The sequence below is a fragment of the Paenibacillus sp. FJAT-27812 genome (assembly GCF_001273905.1).
In the GTDB taxonomy this organism is placed as follows: domain Bacteria; phylum Bacillota; class Bacilli; order Paenibacillales; family Paenibacillaceae; genus Pristimantibacillus.
The window spans coordinates 7,224,100-7,242,966 of record NZ_LIGH01000001.1 but is presented as its reverse complement, the minus strand read 5'-3'; the positions used below and the strand labels follow the sequence as shown (position 1 = coordinate 7,242,966).

The 18,867-nt window shown below is 52.3% G+C and carries 14 protein-coding genes, 1 pseudogene and 1 riboswitch; of the genes and pseudogenes, 14 read left to right on the top strand and 1 reads right to left on the bottom strand.

What is annotated here, in order from left to right:
* From ADU23_RS31135 to ADU23_RS31110, 6 genes are all read left to right on the top strand, one after another.
* Window positions 1-468, top strand: a complete 468-nt coding sequence (locus tag ADU23_RS31135; protein ID WP_053377313.1) for a hypothetical protein — start codon at window positions 1-3, stop codon at window positions 466-468.
* A gap of 42 nt (window positions 469-510) precedes the next feature.
* A complete protein-coding gene (locus ADU23_RS31130; protein WP_053377312.1) occupies window positions 511-1,959 on the top strand; it encodes a bifunctional metallophosphatase/5'-nucleotidase in 1,449 nt (482 codons plus the stop codon).
* A 148-nt stretch (window positions 1,960-2,107) separates the two neighbouring features.
* The gene (locus ADU23_RS31125; RefSeq protein WP_053377311.1) at window positions 2,108-3,226 is read left to right on the top strand and encodes an HD-GYP domain-containing protein; all 1,119 of its coding nucleotides are present in this window, start codon (window positions 2,108-2,110) and stop codon (window positions 3,224-3,226) included.
* Between the two features lie 136 nt (window positions 3,227-3,362).
* Complete coding sequence (gene yfkAB / locus ADU23_RS31120) at window positions 3,363-4,502, top strand: radical SAM/CxCxxxxC motif protein YfkAB (RefSeq protein WP_053377310.1); 1,140 nt, start codon at window positions 3,363-3,365, stop codon at window positions 4,500-4,502.
* 76 nt (window positions 4,503-4,578) lie between these two features.
* Window positions 4,579-5,610 carry a sporulation integral membrane protein YtvI gene (gene ytvI, locus ADU23_RS31115; protein WP_053377309.1) on the top strand — a complete coding sequence of 344 codons (1,032 nt, stop codon included), beginning with the start codon at window positions 4,579-4,581 and terminating at the stop codon, window positions 5,608-5,610.
* An 81-nt stretch (window positions 5,611-5,691) separates the two neighbouring features.
* Complete coding sequence (locus ADU23_RS31110) at window positions 5,692-6,849, top strand: glycosyltransferase family 4 protein (RefSeq protein WP_053377308.1); 1,158 nt, start codon at window positions 5,692-5,694, stop codon at window positions 6,847-6,849.
* A gap of 74 nt (window positions 6,850-6,923) precedes the next feature.
* Window positions 6,924-7,028, top strand: a riboswitch (TPP riboswitch).
* Between the two features lie 30 nt (window positions 7,029-7,058).
* Here the strand turns inward: ADU23_RS31110 and ADU23_RS33075 are convergent.
* Complete coding sequence (locus ADU23_RS33075) at window positions 7,059-7,319, bottom strand: hypothetical protein (protein WP_157266047.1); 261 nt, start codon at window positions 7,317-7,319, stop codon at window positions 7,059-7,061.
* A gap of 45 nt (window positions 7,320-7,364) precedes the next feature.
* Between ADU23_RS33075 and thiC the strand changes: the two genes are divergently transcribed.
* From thiC to ADU23_RS33385, 8 genes and pseudogenes are all read left to right on the top strand, one after another.
* Entirely contained in the window at window positions 7,365-9,128 is a 1,764-nt protein-coding gene (thiC, locus tag ADU23_RS31105) for a phosphomethylpyrimidine synthase ThiC (protein WP_141680299.1), read from the top strand.
* Window positions 9,121-10,194 carry a ThiF family adenylyltransferase gene (locus ADU23_RS31100; RefSeq protein ID WP_053377306.1) on the top strand — a complete coding sequence of 358 codons (1,074 nt, stop codon included), beginning with the start codon at window positions 9,121-9,123 and terminating at the stop codon, window positions 10,192-10,194. The genes thiC and ADU23_RS31100 overlap by 8 nt, the downstream gene beginning before the upstream one ends.
* Window positions 10,195-10,231: 37 nt before the next feature.
* On the top strand, window positions 10,232-11,098 hold the full coding sequence (gene thiE / locus ADU23_RS31095; RefSeq protein WP_053377305.1) for a thiamine phosphate synthase: 867 nt from the start codon (window positions 10,232-10,234) through the stop codon (window positions 11,096-11,098).
* A gap of 5 nt (window positions 11,099-11,103) precedes the next feature.
* Complete coding sequence (locus tag ADU23_RS31090; RefSeq protein WP_053377304.1) at window positions 11,104-11,919, top strand: thiazole synthase; 816 nt, start codon at window positions 11,104-11,106, stop codon at window positions 11,917-11,919.
* A complete protein-coding gene (thiO, locus tag ADU23_RS31085) occupies window positions 11,919-13,067 on the top strand; it encodes a glycine oxidase ThiO (protein ID WP_053377303.1) in 1,149 nt (382 codons plus the stop codon). Before ADU23_RS31090 ends, thiO begins: the two co-directional genes overlap by 1 nt.
* 208 nt (window positions 13,068-13,275) lie before the next feature.
* Entirely contained in the window at window positions 13,276-14,313 is a 1,038-nt protein-coding gene (locus ADU23_RS31080; RefSeq protein WP_053377302.1) for a FecCD family ABC transporter permease, read from the top strand.
* 62 nt (window positions 14,314-14,375) lie between these two features.
* The gene (locus ADU23_RS31075; RefSeq protein WP_082311346.1) at window positions 14,376-15,347 is read left to right on the top strand and encodes a FecCD family ABC transporter permease; all 972 of its coding nucleotides are present in this window, start codon (window positions 14,376-14,378) and stop codon (window positions 15,345-15,347) included.
* A gap of 156 nt (window positions 15,348-15,503) precedes the next feature.
* Window positions 15,504-18,867, top strand: a pseudogene (locus ADU23_RS33385) (hypothetical protein); the annotation flags it as partial.

The following is an 18,867-nucleotide window of genomic DNA, read 5'->3' as shown; positions in this document are numbered from 1 at the left end:
ATGCAAACGATTAGAATCGAGCATTTTGAGCTGGGCTTGTCAATGACAAGTCCGGCCGAGATGGCGAGGCTGGCAGGAGCAAGCTTTAGCATATCCGATAGAGTGCCTGAGACGGCAGGAGAAGCGTTTGACTGGCATAGCTGGCATTCGGGCTGGCTCCGGCAAGCAGGCGCGGCAGAAACGGCTGGGGCGCCCACACATTTGATTGTCGAGGCGGCGGATGCTTTTGAGGCTTCGATTCCGTGGGAGCAGCTTAAGCATGCAGCGGTCTTATACCAGCTTGATGGCGAGCCCTTGAAGAAGACAGGGCCTATTCGCCTTTATGTGCCTAACGGATGCAGCAAATGCTTAAATGTTAAGAGTATTGTCAAACTTAAGCTGGCGTACCATAAAGGAACGGAGCAAGAAGAAGCGGCCTTTGGTTTTAAGCATACATTTTCCGCGGAAGATTTGCGTAAGAACAGATAGAATGACTTGACGGTGCTAAGACGAAGCAATGAGGAGGCGTGCATGAATTTGGCAGACAACTTTCGTACACGAGTGGTGCTCCTTCATAGTAACGATATACATAGCCGTCTGGAGCATGCCGCCAAAATTGCTTCCTTCATCGCGGAGGAGCGGCGGACTTACGGCAGCGACCAAGTGCTTACTGTAGACTGCGGCGATCATATGGATCGGATGCGGGTAGAAACGGAAGGCAGCGATGGAATCGTAAATGTAGATCTGTTGAATGATGCAGGCTATGAAGTCATTACGCTTGGCAATAATGAAGGACTTACTTATTCCTATCAAACGATATCGAACGCATACGCGAGCCGTGCAAGGTTCGCAGTCGTATGCGCTAATTTGCATGAATCCGCAACCGGCGAACAGCCTGAATGGCTCCTTCCGAGCACGATTGTGGATAAAAATGGACTGCGGATCGGGATCATTGGCGTAACTGCAGCTTTTAAAGATTTTTATTCCTTGCTGGGCTGGGAGGTATCAGATCCCTTTGAAGCGCTGCAAGCGCAAGCTTCCCGGCTGCGAGACCAGGTTGACGTGTTGGTCGTGATGTCTCACCTTGGCATTACCTCCGATCGTAAGATGGCGGAAAGCCTTCGGGGAATCGACCTCATTCTGGGAGCGCATACCCATCATTTATTGGAAGAGCCGATAGTCATTGGCGACACGACGATTTGCGCAGCCGGCAAATTCGGGGAGTATATCGGGCGGGTAGAGATCGGGATCGACCCGGTTTCTGCCCGTCCCTTGTTCCGGGCAAAAGTCGTGCCTACATCCGCTTTTGCGGAGCATCCTGAGGCTGCCGCGATCATCAGCAGCCATCGCAAGTCGAGCCAGCAGCGTCTGAGCCGGGTGATTGCAAAGCTTGCGGAGCCGCTGCCTGCCAGACTTGAGCGGGAGTCGCCGCTTAGCAATCTGCTGGCGTCTGGACTGCGCCGCTGGACGGATGCCGAGATTGGGATCGTCAACACGGGCCAATTGCTTGGCGGACTCGCGCAGGGTGAGGTGACGGCAGGCGAGTTGCATGCGCTCTGCCCCTCGCCAATCAATCCGTGCAAAATGACGATTGCAGGTGTAGATATAAGAACAGCGCTGGAGCAGGCGCTTCTGCCTGAATTCATAGAAAAGCCGATCAAAGGCTACGGCTTCCGCGGCGAAGTGCTCGGAACGCTTGCGATTGACGGCTTGTCCATAACTTATGATTCAACAAGGCCGCCGATGAGCAGGCTCGTTTCGGTAGCTGTAAATGGAGCTCCACTTGACGACGAAAGGCTTTATACGCTTGGCACAATCGATATGTTCAGCTTCAAAGCAGGTTATGAATCGCTTGCGAATGCGGTTCAATTAACCTATTTTTTACCTGAGTTTATTCGAGATGTCATCGCTGATCAATTGTTAAATTTTGCATCTATTTCCGAATGCCGACAAATGAGATGGCGCGATGAATCGAAATAATAGAAATCTTGCATTTTCTCGACAAGATATGTCGAAAAAATAGTATTAAATGGTTGCGATTTTCTCGTTTTTCCCGTACATTAACATTACGAACGGCTTTTTCCGATGTAATAGTTAGCATATCTTTTTATGGGGAAGGATCGAGAAAATGCGTTTGTTGCCAATTGCGAGATGCAGGCCGGGTATGAAACTGGCCAAAAAAATATTTTCTCAGGAAGGTCTCGTCCTTCTCGGCGAAAACATAGAGCTGACAGACCGTCTAATTTCCCGCTTGGAGCAGTGCGGGATTCAATATGTGTATATAGCAGATCCGAGAACGGAAGATATTGTGCTGCCTTCCTTAATCAGTGAGGAGACGCTAAAGTCCTCTCTTAGAGAAATACGAACAAGCTTCCGCGAGATGATGGATCGTCCGACACGGCGGAAGGGCGTTACATATCCTTATATCGCCCAGCCCTTTAAACAGATGATGAACATGATCATCGATGATCTGTCCAGCCATAAGGATGCGATGATCATGCTGATGGACATGAGCTCCGTCGATCATTATTTGTACCAGCATTCGTTAAATGTCTGCGTCTATACGACGCTTCTCGGCATGTCGAACGGCTACTCGAAGGAGGAGCTTACGACGCTGGGCATGGGCGCTCTATTGCATGACATCGGCAAAACGCAAATCGCGATCGATGTGTTAAGAAAGCCCGGCTCCCTCTCCAAAGAGGAATTCGAGGCGATGAAGCAGCATGCAAAAATCGGCTATGAGCTATTGAAGGATGAGCCCAATCTTCCGCTGTTGGTAGCCCACTGCGCTTTCCAGCATCATGAGCGTATCGATGGCAGCGGTTATCCGCGCGGGATCAAAGGCAATGAGATTCATGATTACGCAAAGTGGATCGGGCTGGTTGATTCCTACGATGCCATGACAACAAACCGCGTCTATAGCGCGCCAATGCTGCCTCATCATGCGATTGAGCGGCTTTATGCAGGGACAGGAACCCTCTACGAGCAAAAAATGGTGCAGCTGTTCCGCGACAAGGTTGCTATCTATCCAATAGGAATAACGGTTAAGCTGCAATCAGGCGTGTCGGGTATCGTCGCTGATCTTAATCATGCTTACCCGCATAGGCCGATCGTTCGCGTCTTGTATAATGAAGCGGGCGAAGAGCTGGCATCCCCGTATGAAATTGACTTGTCGAAGCAGCTGACAATGATGATCGTAAGCGTGAACGACGACTCGACTGAAGTGCAGAGAGTTGCTGGTATTTAAATAATGATGAGCGTGTGGAGCCGATACGGCTCCTTTTTTCTTCTTTTTTTGTCGATTTATTTGCTTCCTTCGCAGTCGCGCATTACAATAAAACAAGAATGTTTCATTCAAGAAAATAAGTCAGGTGCTGAAAAAAATGAACACAATAGATTTGCAACAAACCAGTAGACCGCTATCCGTTTTATCGCCAACGAATGATCCGTGGGATCCGATTCGTTCGCTGCAGCAATATGGAAGACATCGTTTGACAAGCGTGGAAATGACCGTATCCAACCTTTGCAATATGAGGTGCGAGCATTGCGCCGTCGGCGATACGCTTGTTTTGTCCGAGCCCGCCAAGCTGCCGCTCAAACAGATGCTTGAGAGATTAGATGAAGTGGAGCATCTTGAGACGATCAGCATTACAGGCGGCGAGCCGTCCTTCTCCGATCGAACGGTACGCGATTATATGGTACCGCTGCTTCAATATGCTCGCAGCCGCGGCATCCGTTCTCAAATCAACTCAAACGTGACGCTCCCGTATAGCCGTTATGAGCAGCTTGCTCCGTATCTTGATGTCATGCACATTTCGTTCAATTACACGTCTCCGGAAGATTTTCATCAAATCGGGTTTGCTAAGGCCGGGCATCAGGTATCGCTTGAGACAGCGACTAAGCTGTACGAGCGAATGATCGACAACACGCGTCGTCTCAGCGAGACAGGCGTACTCGTATCCGCGGAATCCATGATTAACTATAGAACGTACGACAAAATCGACGAGATCCATAAGCTGATCGTTGAAATGGGCTGCCAACGCCATGAAGTGCATCCGATGTATCCGAGCTCCTTCGCGAAGGATTTGCCGGTGCTCTCCCGCGAGCAAATGCTGGAGGCTATCGATCGCCTGCTTCAGGCAAGGGACAAATCCGTTTGGATGCTGTTCGGAACATTGCCCTTCTACCAATGCAGCGACAATCCCTTCGAGCGCAAGCTGCTGCGAAAGCTAGCGGAAGAACCGAATGTAACGATCCGCAACGATCCGGACGGCCGGAATCGGTTAAACGTCAATTTGTTTACCGGCGATGTTTTTGTAACGGACTTCTCCGACGTTCCTGCTTTTGGCAACATAGGCACCTCGAAGCTTGAGGATTTATTTGATAAATGGCTGGACCATTCACTCGCCCAAAGCGTGAATTGCCACTGTCCGGCAGCAGCATGCTGCGGACCCAATCTGCTCGTTAAGGATATGTACTATAAAGATGTTAATTTCCATGAGCGCAGCGCAGTGATCGACTAGTGCGCGGGAGAGGCTGTTATTCAGGCTTAATAGCGAGATAAGACGCATATAGAATAAGTGAGAGGAGGAGAAGCTGTTGTCGATCAAGACAATCATATTTATCGGATTAGGTTTGCTGCTGCTCTATTTGTTTTTTACAGTCGGAGCGCCATTCCTGCTTGCGCTTGTAGTCGCGATTTTTCTGGAGCCGTTAAATCAATTGTTCATGAAAAAGTTTCGAATGAACCGGCTTTTGGCAGCAACGATATCCAGCAGCTTGTTTACGGTTATTCTTATAGGCTTAATCGCGCTGCTTGGCGTCAAGGTTGTAGCCGAGCTCATCGCGTTCTTCAAGAAGGTGCCGAACTATTTTGAAAATGCGAACGACATGGTTGACGATCTAATGGTGCAGGCACAGTCGTTATATCAAAATTTTCCGCCTGATGCGATTGAAACGCTGGAAAACTGGCTGATGGGATTAACGAGCACGCTGACCAAAATGGTAGGCACCTTGTCAAATTCCGTTATAGGGTTTGCTTCCAGCATTCCGGGCATGTTTATCTTCTTTATCGTTTTTTTGGTAGCAGTTTATATGATGAGCTTCAGTCTCAATACGATGAAAGCTACCGTGTTGTCATTGTTTGAAGAGAAATCGCAACCGCAGGTCAATGAATTATTGAACAACCTCAAGAAGTCGATTTTCGGCTTCCTGCGCTCGCAATTTATTTTGAGTGCTCTTACATATATTATTTCTTTGCTCGGTTTGCTGGTGCTTAACGTGAAGTATCCGCTCGCGATCGCTTTGCTTATTATCATCGTTGATATTATGCCGATTCTTGGAACAGGCTCGGTGCTTGTTCCATGGGGAAGCTATTTACTGCTTACGGGCAACATGTATGTGGGCATCGGGCTTATCGTGCTGTTCCTCGTTATTACCGTGTTCCGCCGCATTGTGGAGCCAAAAATCCTCGGCGACTCCGTCGGTATCGGGTCATTGTCAGCGCTCGTCAGTTTATACGTAGGCTTCAAGCTCGTTGGCGTAATCGGCGTTTTCATCGGACCGTTAGTCGTGATTATCTATATGGCGGCGCGCAGAGCCGGATTATTCCAGATGAAGTTCAAGCTATAGGCAGAAGGGCCGTGTCAAAACCATTTCCGGGAGCGTATGATACTGCAAAATAAGCAGATCATGTAGGAGGCATCCGATGAGATGGCACCAATCAAAGTAGCGATTGTTACCCCTGGCTCGTTCCCCATTCCGTCCTCAGGAAGCAGCTCGGTTGAGCGGGTGGTTGAGAAGTTTGCACCGCTGCTGATGCCTTACGCAGAGCCGCGCATTTATGGGAAACTAAGCAGAAGCCTGCCGCGCCTGGGACAGTTTAAAGGTGTTGTTTGCGAGAGGTTTTCAGCCGCCAGCAAGCAGCGATATATTCATGAAGTTGGCCGTGCGGTAAAACGGTTTTCTCCCCATGTCATTGATGTGGAGAACCGTCCCCAATTCGTGCTGACGATGAAGCAAATGAATCCAGGCAAACGCGTCTGGCTTTATTTGCATTCCTCTACTTTTATTTCTCCGAATCATATATCACCTGCGAAGCTGCATCAATGCTTGCAGGCCGCAGATAAAATCATCGTGAACAGCGAGTTTATTAGGCGAGTCGTCGTATCCAAAGTGCCAGAGGTTGCATCTAAGCTGCGGGTTATTTATCCAGGCGTGGATACGGTACGTTTCCCGTCGCAATACTCTGCCGCAGGCGCTGCAAAGAGGGAAGCGCTGCGGAAAAAAAGAGGGCTGACCGACAAAAAAGTGGTGCTGTTCATGGGAAGACTCATTCCGCTGAAAGGCGTACACCATCTGCTGAATATTGTGCCGCAGCTAGCGAAAAGCCATCCAGAGCTTGTTGTGGTCATCGTCGGAAGCCCGTTTTATGGCTCCCATCGCAAGACGGCGTATGCGCGCAAGCTCGAGAGTCTGGGACGCAAATGCCCGGGCCATGTTCGGTTTGTGCCCTACGTGCCGCATAATGAAGTACCGGGCTGGATGCTCGTAGCCGATGTAGCGGTCGTTCCGTCCGGGCAGCGCGAAGCCTTTGGTCTTGTCAATGTAGAGGCGATGTCATGCGGCGTTCCTGTCGTTGCAACGCGAGCGGGCGGAATGAAGGAAATTATTCGCAACGGCGAGACGGGGTATCTAGTTAATCAAGCCCGGGTCGAATCGGAGCTGCGCGAGAAGCTGCAGCTGCTGCTGCGGGATAAACAGCTGCGCCAAAGGCTGGGCAAGCGCAGCAGAGAGCGCGTCGAGCAGACATTTACATGGCGCCATACGGCGGATCGCTGGGTGAAGCTGCTGAAGGAAAGCGGCATGTAGCTGGTCCTATTTTGCAAGGAGATAGCAAATAGAGGGTTGACACCCTTCTTCTCTTAACGTTATAGTCAAACAAGGAAATCCACTAGGGGCGCCGTCATGGCTGAGATAAAGCGAATTGCTTTGGTCCCTTTGAACCTGATCTGGGTTATGCCAGCGTAGGAAAGTGGGATTGTGCGTTTATGCAACTGCGCGTGATAGCTCTGCCGTTGTCAGCTGGAATGACTGCTGAAACGGAGAACTTTCAAAGCTTCGTCATGATGGGGGAAACTCTCTTTTGATGTTGCGCGTATGACGGCACACTTCGACCGCTCCCTCGCTGGAGCGGTTTTTTTGATGTTGAACGGACTGCGCCGAATCTCGCCAAGCGAGGGTGCGAACCGTTCAACCACGCTCCAGCGATTGCCGTACACGTAGCGACTATACGTGCGCGGAAATAGCGGTGCTTCAAACTTTCTTATATGCTTGCGCATGCCTCCAGGCGGAATTCTACATATTCCATTAGGAGGTTTTTTGTTATGGCGATTATGACCACGCCCCTGCCGGGCAGCCGTAAAGTATATGTTACAGGCTCGAAAGAGAGCATTCGTGTGCCGATGAGGGAAATCGCCCTTGAGGCGAGCACGGGAAGAAATGGCGAAGAGCAGCCGAACGAGCCGATACGGGTCTATGACGCGAGCGGTCCTTATACCGATGAAAGCTATGAAACGGATGTGCGGCGCGGCTTGCCTTCCTTTCGCAGCGAATGGATCAACGGGCGCGGCGATGTGGAGCATTACGAGGGGAGAGATATAAAACCCGAGGATAACGGTTTTATGACGGAAGATAAGGCAAACCAGCGAGGCGCTGAGCGGTTTCCTGGCTTAGTTAGACAACCGCTGCGGGCAAAAGCGGGACATAATGTTACGCAGCTTCATTACGCCCGGAAGGGCATCATTACCTCAGAGATGGAATACATCGCGATTCGCGAGGGGATGGACGCTGAGTTTGTTCGCAGCGAGATTGCGGCTGGGCGCGCGATCATCCCGACAAACATCAATCATCCGGAGAGCGAGCCGATGATTATCGGTCGTCATTTTCACGTTAAAATCAATGCGAATATCGGCAATTCCGCTGTTGCGTCCTCCATCGAGGAGGAAGTCGAGAAGATGACTTGGGCGACTCGGTGGGGAGCCGACACGATCATGGATCTGTCCACGGGCAAAAACATTCATACGACACGGGAGTGGATCGTCCGTAATTCGCCGGTTCCGGTCGGAACGGTACCGATCTATCAAGCGCTGGAGAAGGTAAACGGCAAAGCGGAGGATTTAAGCTGGGAAGTGTTCCGCGATACGCTGATCGAGCAAGCGGAGCAGGGTGTCGATTATTTTACGATACATGCGGGTGTGCTATTGCGTTACATACCGCTCACGGCGAAGCGGGTTACCGGTATAGTCTCGCGGGGCGGCTCGATTATGGCGGCATGGTGCCTGGCACATCATAAGGAGAACTTCCTGTATACGCATTTTGAAGAGATTTGCGAGATTATGAAGGCTTATGATGTGTCGTTCTCGCTTGGAGACGGACTGCGGCCAGGCTCGATTGCCGATGCGAACGATGCGGCGCAATTTGCCGAGCTGGATACGCTTGGCGAGCTTACGAAAATCGCATGGAAGCACGACGTGCAGGTTATGATCGAAGGCCCGGGCCATGTGCCTATGCATTTGATCAAAGAAAATATGGACCGGCAATTAGAGGTTTGCGATGAAGCTCCTTTCTATACGCTGGGGCCGCTTACGACCGATATTGCGCCGGGTTATGACCATATCACCTCGGCAATTGGAGCTGCAATGATCGGCTGGTTCGGTACCGCTATGTTATGCTACGTAACCCCGAAGGAGCATCTAGGTCTTCCGAATAAGGAGGACGTGAAGGAAGGCGTCATTACGTATAAAATCGCTGCCCACGCGGCCGATTTGGCGAAGGGGCATCCGAGGGCGAAGCTGCGTGACGACGCGTTGTCCAAAGCGCGTTTCGAGTTCCGCTGGCGCGACCAGTTCCATCTCTCGCTTGATCCCGAGCGCGCGATGGCGTACCACGATGAGACGCTCCCGGCAGATGCGGCAAAATCAGCGCATTTCTGTTCGATGTGCGGCCCTAAGTTTTGCAGCATGCGCATTACGCAAGACATCAGGGAGTATGCAGCGCAGAACGGGATGGAAACGACGGATGCGATTGAAGCGGGAATGAAGGAGAAGTCGGAAGCGTTCAAAGCGGCAGGGAGCATGATTTATGGCTGATGCGGCTGATCCGGTTTTTTCGGACCGTTATTCCAGGCAAACGAGATTTGCGGCAATCGGCGAGGAAGGTCAGCGCAAGCTGGCCGAATCGTCGGTGCTCATTGTCGGCATCGGCGCGCTTGGCGCATCGCTTGCGCAGCATATGGTTCGCGCGGGCGTAGGCGAAGTCAGGCTGGTCGACCGGGATTTCGTCGAGCCAAGCAATTTGCAGCGCCAAATGCTGTTTGACGAAGCGGATGCGCTTGCCGTCCTGCCCAAGGCGGTTGCCGCAGCCAATAAGCTGCGCCGTATTAACAGCAGCGTGAACATTGAAGCGACAGTTGCTGACGTGAATGTTTCTAATATCGAAGCGCTAGCGAGCGGCGTACATCTGGTGCTTGATGGCACGGACAATGCAGCGACTCGGCTTCTGCTCAGCGATATATGCTTTAAGCAGCGCATTCCGTTTGTATATGGCGGCGTGGCAGGGGCACAGGGGATGCAGGCAACGTTAGTTCCTGAATCGACCTCATGCCTCCGCTGCCTGATCGGCGCCGAGGATTCGGAGGACGAGGCAGATACTTGCGATACGGTAGGCGTACTGGCGCCAGCCGTTGAATTCGTAGCTGCGCTGCAAGCGGGCGAGGCGATCAAATGGCTCTCCGGCAATCAAGGAGCCGTACGCCAGACTTGGCTGAGCGTCGATCTATGGTCGTTCCGGCTTAGGGAATCGAAGCTGCCCGCCGGCAGCGCGCACTGCCGGTATTGCGGCACAGGGCAGGAAGCGGCAAGAGGCGCCAAGGCAATACTCGAAACCGATAGTCAGGATGAGAGTGCGATTAGCTCTACCGTATTATGCGGAAGAGATACGGTCCAAGTGACTTTAGGCAAGCCTCTGCAACTGGCGATATTAGAGAAATCATTAGAGGCACAAGGCTGCAAGCTGACCGTTAATCGCTATTTAGTGAAGGCGGCGCTCCAAAGCGGCGAGCAGATGATCCTCTTTTCGGATGGGCGAGTGCTTGTGCAAGGCACGGCGGATGCGGCGCATGCTATTTCGTTATGCCATGCCTATTTACTAGACTAAATTCGATGATTCTGACGATAGAGAGAGGTGCAAGTAAATGAGCAGGCCTGATTGGAGAGGTTTTAGGCTGTACGCCATTACGGCGGAAAACAATCATCCGGGGAAATCCGTTGTTGAGGTAATGGAGCAGGCATTGATCGGCGGGGCGGAGATCGTGCAGCTTCGAAATAAGACGGGAGCCAGGGAGGAAGTGCTGGAGCAAGCGAAGGCACTGCGTATATTGACGCGCAAATACAACGTCCCTTTCATCATTAACGATTATCCGGATATCGTGCTTGAGACGGATGCTGACGGCGTCCACCTTGGGCAAGAGGATATGCCAATTGCAGATGCGAGAGCCTTGCTTGGACCGGACCGCATTATCGGCATTTCGACTCACAGCTTGCAGCAAGCTATAAAGGCTGAGCGTGACGGCGCTGATTACATCGGAGTCGGTCCCGTGTTCCCAACGGATACGAAGCCGGGCCGCGCCGCTGTCACTACCAGCTATGTAACGGAGGCGGCACGTCATATCACGATTCCGTTTGTTGCGATAGGCGGCATTACATTAGGCAATGTGGATAGCGTGCTTGCTGCGGGGGCGAGGCGCATATGCGCCGTATCGGCGATTGTAGGCAATGCTGACCCGGCCGGCGTATGCAGAGCTTTTCTGGAGAAGCTTGAGGCGGCTGTCCGTGAGCTTGCTCCCGTGCAAAAGATGGAGCGGAAGACGCTGATTATCAATGGGCGGAAAGAACGGTCAAGCGCCGGAACGGTCGAGGAGCTTATCGCGCAATTAGGACAGCAAAATAAAAAGCTTGTTATCGAGCTGAATGGCACAATCGTGCAGCGAGCGCTATGGGCAGAGACTGAGCTGCAAAGCGGCGCTTCCATTGAGCTGGTGCATTTTGTCGGAGGAGGCTGAGCAGGTTGAGTGATTGGGTAGATAAGGATCCGCTCGTCATTGGCGGTCATGTGCTGGGGTCGCGGTTTTTGTTCGGTACGGGGCGATTTCCAAGTCCCGCGATTCTTCAGCAGGCGCTTGAGGCTTCAGGCTCGGAGGTTATTACGTTTGCAGTAAGAAGGGTTAACCTAGAAAACGTCGAGGACGATTCGGTGCTGCAGCATTTCGAGGACAGGCCGATTAAATATTTGCCGAATACGTCAGGGGCAAGAACGGCGGAAGAGGCTGTGCGTATTGCGCGATTGGCGCGTGAAGCGGGGCTTGGAAACTGGATAAAGGTAGAAATCAGCGGCGACCACCGTACTTTGCTGCCTGATCCGGTTGAGACGCTTCGCGCTACGGAGCAGCTGGCTAACGAAGGTTTTATCGTGCTCCCCTATACATCGGACGATCCGATCTTGTGCCGTAGATTAGAGCAGGCTGGAGCTTCGGCGATCATGCCTGGCGGCTCGCCAATCGGAAGCGGCCTCGGCCTGCTGAACCCTTACAATTTGGGACTTATTGCCGAGGATTCGAGCGTCCCTGTTATTATAGATGCCGGCATCGGCTCAGCACGGGACGCAGCGGAGGCGATGGAGCTGGGAGCCGACGGCATATTAGCCAATACGCCGATCGCGAAGGCGCAGGACCCGGTCATGATGGCCCGCGCCTTCCGGCTTGCAATTGAAGCTGGGCGTCTTGCGAGGCTTGCCGGCCGCATTCCGAAGAAACGTTACGCGTCAGCAAGCAGCGACTTGGCGGGCTCCTTGTTTGAAACAGCAGGCAGTGGAGGAGAAATGTAATGCCTCAATCCGTAATTATACTGGGCGGCGGCATCATCGGCTTGTCCTGTGCGTTTGAAGCGGCGAGAAGAGGGATGAATGTAACGCTCATAGAGCCTAATGAGCTAGGCGGCCAAGCATCGGGCGCGGCTGCCGGCATGCTTGCTCCTTTCTCGGAAAATACGGAGCAGCCCGACGCTTTCTTTCATTTATGTTTAAGCAGCCTTCGTTGTTATCCGGAATGGATCAAGGCTGTCGAGGAGCTGTCGGGCTTATCGGCTGAATGGGTGCAAAGCGGAAGCATTAATGTGTTCATGCACGAAGCGGATGCGCTCCCAATTGCATCCAGATTGCAGTGGCAAAACGAATGGGGCGCTAAAGCGGAGCTCATCGACGCGGCTCAGCTGCGGACGCTGGAGCCGATGGTATCGCATTCGGCGGTTGCCGGCATCTACACGCAGCAAGAGAGCCACGTGTACGCGCCGAAGCTGGTCTTGGCACTGGCTGCTGCTTGTCTAAAGCTGGGGGTTACCATTTATGCACACGCCGGGGAAATGGAAGAGGTGCTTGTTCATCCAAGCGGCGGAGTATCTGTTCGGGCAGAGCGTTTAGCAAGCGTCCTTCACGCCGACCGGTTAGTCGTAAGCGCGGGAGCTTGGTCGGGTGCTTACGAGAAGTGGTTTGGTCTCAGCATTCCGATTCATCCGATTCGCGGGCAAATATGCTCCTTTGAGCATCAGGCAGACGAGGTTCGCCATATGGTATTTTCCAGCCAGGCGTATTGGGTCGGCAAAAACAATGCGCGGCTCGTATGCGGCGCTTCCGAGGATGTCGCCGGTTTTGCGACAAGTGTGACGGAGCGGGGAATTGGCCGCCTCATTCGCAGCAGCAATCGGCTGTTTCCTTTTCTTGAAGGCAGGCAAACCGCCCATAGCTGGGCAGGCTTGCGCCCGGCAACCCGAGACGGGCTGCCGCTGCTTGGAAACATTGAGGGCATGCCGGAGGTCATCATGGCTGCCGGGCATTATCGCAATGGCATATTGCTAAGTCCGATCACGGCACATACCGTAGCAGATTTGCTAGAGGAAAAGCAGCCGGGATTAACGATCAGCAGCTTTGCTCCACACCGTTTTACGGCTCCTGCGAGCAGGGGAAGAGTGTTTGCCTGAACTAAAATGGCTGAAAATCGCTAGAAATCGACTTAATTATTTCATTGAAATCTCATAAAAAGTCTGCTATATTGAAAACGAGAATCGTTATCAGTACGGCGGATTTTTTTTTATGCCATAAAACTGTGCTACGTTATAAAGCTAGCTGCACAACAAGCTTATTCTTAATAGTTTAACAAAAGTATACATACAGAAGGGTAGTTAGAAGATGTCTTCTCCAAATGCGAAAGCGCTGGCAGGCACAAAGCTGCGCACTCGGCCTCTAGTGGCCACCATTATTTTGTTTGGCGGCATTGCTGCGCTCATCTTGTCGCTTGCTTTATCGATTTCGGTTGGAGCGGCGGACATAAGCCTGTCCACCGTATGGGATGCGGTATTCCACTTTAATGCGAATGAAATTCAGCATCAAATTATTAAAGAGCTTCGGATGCCGCGCGCGCTTGCGGCTGCGCTTGTAGGCGCAGCTTTTGCTGTCGCAGGCTCTGTGATGCAAGGGATGACTCGCAATCCGTTAGCGGATTCGAGCTTGCTCGGTATCAATGCAGGAGCAGGCTTCATGCTTGCGGTTTGCTTTGCATTTTTCCCATCGGTTTCGTATTTAGGGCTCATGTTTATATGTTTTGCTGGCGCTGCTGTTTCGATGGGGCTTGTATATGGAATCGGCTCTTTGGCAAAAGGCGGCTTAACGCCCGTTCGACTTACGCTGGCAGGGGCGGCTGTAGGCGCTTTGCTGCTTGCGATTACGGAAGGCATCGCGCTTTATTTTAAAATCGGCCAAGATTTGGCTTTCTGGTATGCAGGCGGCGTAGCCGGCACAAAATGGGTGCAAATCCAAATTGTTTCCCCATGGGTAATCGGCGGTTTGCTTGGCGCCATTGCGTTGTCCCGCTCGATCACGCTGCTCAGCTTGGGCGATGACGTTGCGGCAGGGCTTGGCCAAAGAACGGGCTGGGTAAAGGCGGGAGGCGTAATCATCGTCTTGCTGCTCGCCGGTACGGCTGTATCTGCCGTAGGCTCGATTGGCTTCGTGGGTTTAATCATTCCTCATATTTCACGTTTTCTCGTTGGCGTGGATTATAGATGGATTATCCCTTGCTCGGCTGTTCTCGGCAGTCTGCTCATGGTTCTTGCGGATATTGGCGGGCGTATGGTCAATCCGCCACAGGAAGTGGCAATCGGTATCATTATCGCGGTAATCGGCGTTCCATTCTTCCTTTATCTTGTAACTAAAATGAAGGGGGAATAAGCGTGGATACTTTATTTATTAATGCAACGGAGAAGCGCAGAAGAAAACGCGCTATTCTCGTCATGACGGTGCTAGGCGGGCTAATTGTTATTTCTTTTATCATTAGCATGAACACGGGCTTCATTCGGCTTGCTCCGCTAGACGTATTTAAAACGCTGTTTGGAGGGGGCACAGCCAAGCAGGAGCTTATTTTGTTTGATTTTCGCTTGCCGCGAATTGTCATTTCGATATTAATTGGAGCCGGATTCGCCGTATCGGGTTGTATAATCCAAGGGTTGTCACGCAATCCGTTAGCGGATCCAGGGCTGCTTGGCATTAACGCAGGCGCTGGACTTGCCGTTATTTTGTTCATTTCCTTTTATCCGCCAACGGAGAAAGGCTCTATCTTCTTGATGCCTTTTCTCGCTTTGATTGGCGCATCGATGACGGCATTGATCATTTTTGTGCTTTCATATAAGCGGCATCGCGGATTGTTGCCAACCCGGATGATTCTCGTCGGTATTGCTGTGGCGGCGGGCATTAGCGCAACGATGCAAATATTGATTTTGCGCCTTACGCCGGAGAAATATCAGTTTTTTGCCACATGGATGGCAGGAAGCATTTGGGGAACGAACTGGAAATATGTGCTGGCACTGCTGCCCTGGCTGATCGTTATTTTTCCATTCGTGCTGTATAAGGCGAAAGCGCTCAATGCGCTCAACCTTGGCGATCAATTGGCGGTAGGGCTCGGCGCTCAGGTGAATAAGGAAAGAGCTTGGCTGCTTGCTGCTTCTGTGGGCCTTGCCGGCTCTTGCGTAGCTGTCGGCGGCGGCATCGGCTTCGTGGGGCTGATTGCTCCCCACTTGGCTCGGCGGCTGGTTGGTCCTCAGCATCAAGTATTGCTTCCAGCGTCGGCATTTGTTGGAGCGCTGCTTGTCATCGTGGCGGATACGCTGGCCAGATGGGCATTCCAGCCCAATGAAATTCCGACAGGCATCGTAGTAGCCGTTATCGGAGCTCCCTATTTCCTTTATTTGCTGTCCAAATCCAAATAATCGAACAGCCTATTCAAAACCGCGGAGAGCAGCACGCTCCCGCGGTTTTTGCATGCGGATTGCCAAATACGGAGATTTGTCTTCGCTGCCAGTAGCCAGCCCATGGGTATGTGCATATATTACCTATGACATTTCTGGTGGAAGAAGGAGAGGACTATGACTAAAAGCAGTAAAGGGAAAAGCCCGAAGGGGCGAAAGCCGCTTTTTTATGTTGATAATCCGCATACTTCCGAGTTAAAGTGGCTGGATGAGCTGAATAAGAAGAAGGTTGCCGCAGTAGAGGCGGCCAAAGCATCGTTGGAGATAACGGAGGATTTGGAGCCGGAAGTAAGCATCAATGCCGTTGCGCCCGTACTTGATCAAGCTGACGCTGAGCCTGAATCGATCGAGCAGGAAGAGGAGCAGCATACCGAAGAGCTGGTTGAGCTGGTTGAACAGATTCAACCCATTACCTTGGAAGAGAAGCTGGAGAAAGTGGAGGAAAAGAAGGAGCCGGAGGGTCCGCTCGCTTTTATTTATACAGATGATTTGGTTGACTTGTCCGTTACGGCGGAGAAAATCGCGCCTGGGGCGATCGATAGCAGCAAGCTGGCGGCAGGCAGCGTGCAAGCAAGCGCGCTTGCCGATTATGCGGTTCAGAGCATTCATCTGGAGGATGGGGCGGTCAATTCAGCCAAAATCGCAAACGAATCGATTACGGGGGGGCATCTGGCCAACCATTCGATCTCCGGCGATAAAATTTTGGATCAATCGATTTCCGGCAATAAGCTTCAAAATGGCAGCATCACATCGGAGAAGCTGGATGACCGCATGATCAGTTCGGATAAAATTGCCGAAGGCTCGATTGAATCCAGGCATTTAAAGTCGTTTCTCATTACCTCAGAGCTGCTGGCGGATCAGTCGGTTACAGCGGAAAAAATTAAAAGCGGAGCGATCCGTCCGGACAATTTGGCGAATGAGAGCATTAATAATTCCAAGCTCGCCGATGGCGCGGTAACGCACTCGAAGCTGCGGGATGCAGCCGTTACGAGCGAGAAGATAGCAGCGGAGTCGATTGATTCCGAGCATTTGAAGCCTGGCGTATTGCTTGCAGATCACTTTGCGGTTGGTATCATTCAGGGAAAGCATTTGGCCCCGAGCGAAATCACAGCAGAGCATTTGGCAGAGGGCGCAGTCGGAACAAGGGAGCTGCAGGCAAAGGCGGTCGAAGCCGAGCAATTGGCGGACGAAGCGGTGTCTTCATCTCACTTGCAGGCAGCAGCCATTCTAAGCGCACACGTCGCAAGCGGACAAATAACAAGTGAGCATCTAGCCGATCAATCGGTCAATTCGGCTAAGCTGGCGGATCAATCGGTTTCGACCATTAAGCTAGTCGATCATTCGATTACGTTATCGAAGCTGTCCGATCAAAGCGTGAACGCACAAAAGCTGGCCAATGATTCGGTGCAAAACCGTCATTTGGGAGTCGGGAGCATCACCTCCGAGAAGATAGCCGTTGATCAAATATCGCAAGCACATATAACGGGTGAATCGATAACAGCTAGGCATATCGCTCCGAAAGCTGTCTTAAGGGCGCATTTGCAAAATGGAATTATCAACGAAGATAAGCTTGCGGCTCAAGCGGTTCGAGAAGAGCATATCGGCTTTGAGGCAGTTGGCATGTCGCAGCTAGCGGATGAATCCGTTTCAAGAAGCAAGCTCACAGAGAATGCTGTCGATGGTTCGATTCTCGCTAATGGCTCGGTTGAATCCAGGCATTTGCAAGATGAGGCGGTTACCTTCCAGAAGCTGGCGCCTGAAGCTCTTCGAGGATTCCATTTCTCGCCGGGCTCCGTAACCGGTGAAGCGATTAGTCATGAAGCCATAAAAGGCGAGCATCTGAAGCAAGCGATTATAGCAAGCCGCCACTTAGCGGTTGATTCGGTCGATACACTGAAGCTGCAGGATGGTGCTGTTACAAGCAATAAGCTCGCGCTTGGTGCTGTGACGGAGCGTTTTATCGCGCCAGGCGCCGTTTTTTCTCATCATCTAGCCGATCATGTCGTGAACTCGCTCAAGCTCTCGCCGGAGTCGGTCACGACCGATAAGCTGACGGATCTAAGCGTCTCGACCGAAAAGCTTGCTGATGGCAGCGTTACGAGCGCCAAGCTTTTGCCGCACGCGATATTGTCCAGTCATCTTGCGATCAAATCGGTAGCATCGCAGCATATCCAGCCGGACTCCATTCGCTCGTTCCATATCGAAGAAGGGGCAATCGGAGCCAGCCATCTCGCTGAGAAATCGATAGGAACGGATCCGCTGCAGGATGGGGCCATCACAGGAGCTAAGCTTGCCTTTGGCGCTGTGCAGTCGAAGCAAATCGCAGATGAAGCCGTGCATAGCCGCCATTTGGGGAGCGCGTCCGTCCTCGGCATTCATCTAGGGGAGAGCAGCGTGCACGGCGCCCATTTGGCGGTTGACTCCATATCATCCGATAAGCTCGCAGAGGGCAGCGTCGGTTCTAAGCAGCTGCAAAACGGATCCGTTGGAGCGGAAGCGCTTGGCTGCGGCGCTGTTGGTACGGACCATATCGCGGATGGCGCCATCACCTCAGCGAAAATTGCCCATCTATCGATCAGCGCCAAGCAGCTCCAGCCCGATTCGATCTATTCGGTTCATTTGACAAAAGGCAGTATTGGGGAGCAAGCGCTTCAGGATGAATCGGTGACGAGAGTGAAGCTTGCGCAGGATTCGGTATCGAGCGAGCATGTGCAGCTGGAGTCGCTGGCGGGCAAACATTTGAAGTCGGATACGATTCAAGGCTACCATATCCGGAAAGGCACGATTACGATTGCGCATTTGGCGAGCGATGTGCTTTCTTTCGATAAAATAGCGGATGATTTGATCGGCGGTAATAAGCTTAAGCAAGGGACTGTCGGCAGCAAGCAATTATCGGTTAACAGCGTAAGAACGGAGCAGTTGAATGACGGAGCTGTTACTCGCGAGAAGCTTGCGGCTGATGCCATCGGCACGAATCAAATCGAAGCAGGCGCAGTTGGATCGGAGCAAATCGCCGATGGCAGCGTCACATCGTCGAAGCTGGCGTTTAGCAGCGTAGGCACGGAGCAGTTGTCAGAAGGAAGCGTAACGTCATCAAGGCTTGCAGACGGCAGCGTTGGAGCAGAGCAGCTGGCAGATCGCAGTATAACGACAGCGAAGCTGGCGCTTGGCAGCATTGGAGCAGAGCAGCTCGCGGCGGGTAGCGTAACGATCTCGAAGCTGGCGGAGGCCAGTGTAGGCACGGAGCAGCTTACGGATGACAGCGTGACGGCAGAGAAGTTATGTTCAGAAAGCGTAGGTACAGAACAGCTGGCGCCTGGCAGCGTGACATCCGCGAAGCTGGCGAGTGGGAGCGTAGGCACGGACCAACTGACTGCGGGAAGCGTAACCTCATCGAAGCTGGCGCTCGGCAGCGTTGGGACGGATCAGCTATTTACGGGAAGTGTAACAACGTCAAAGCTGGCGCTTGGCAGCGTAGGAG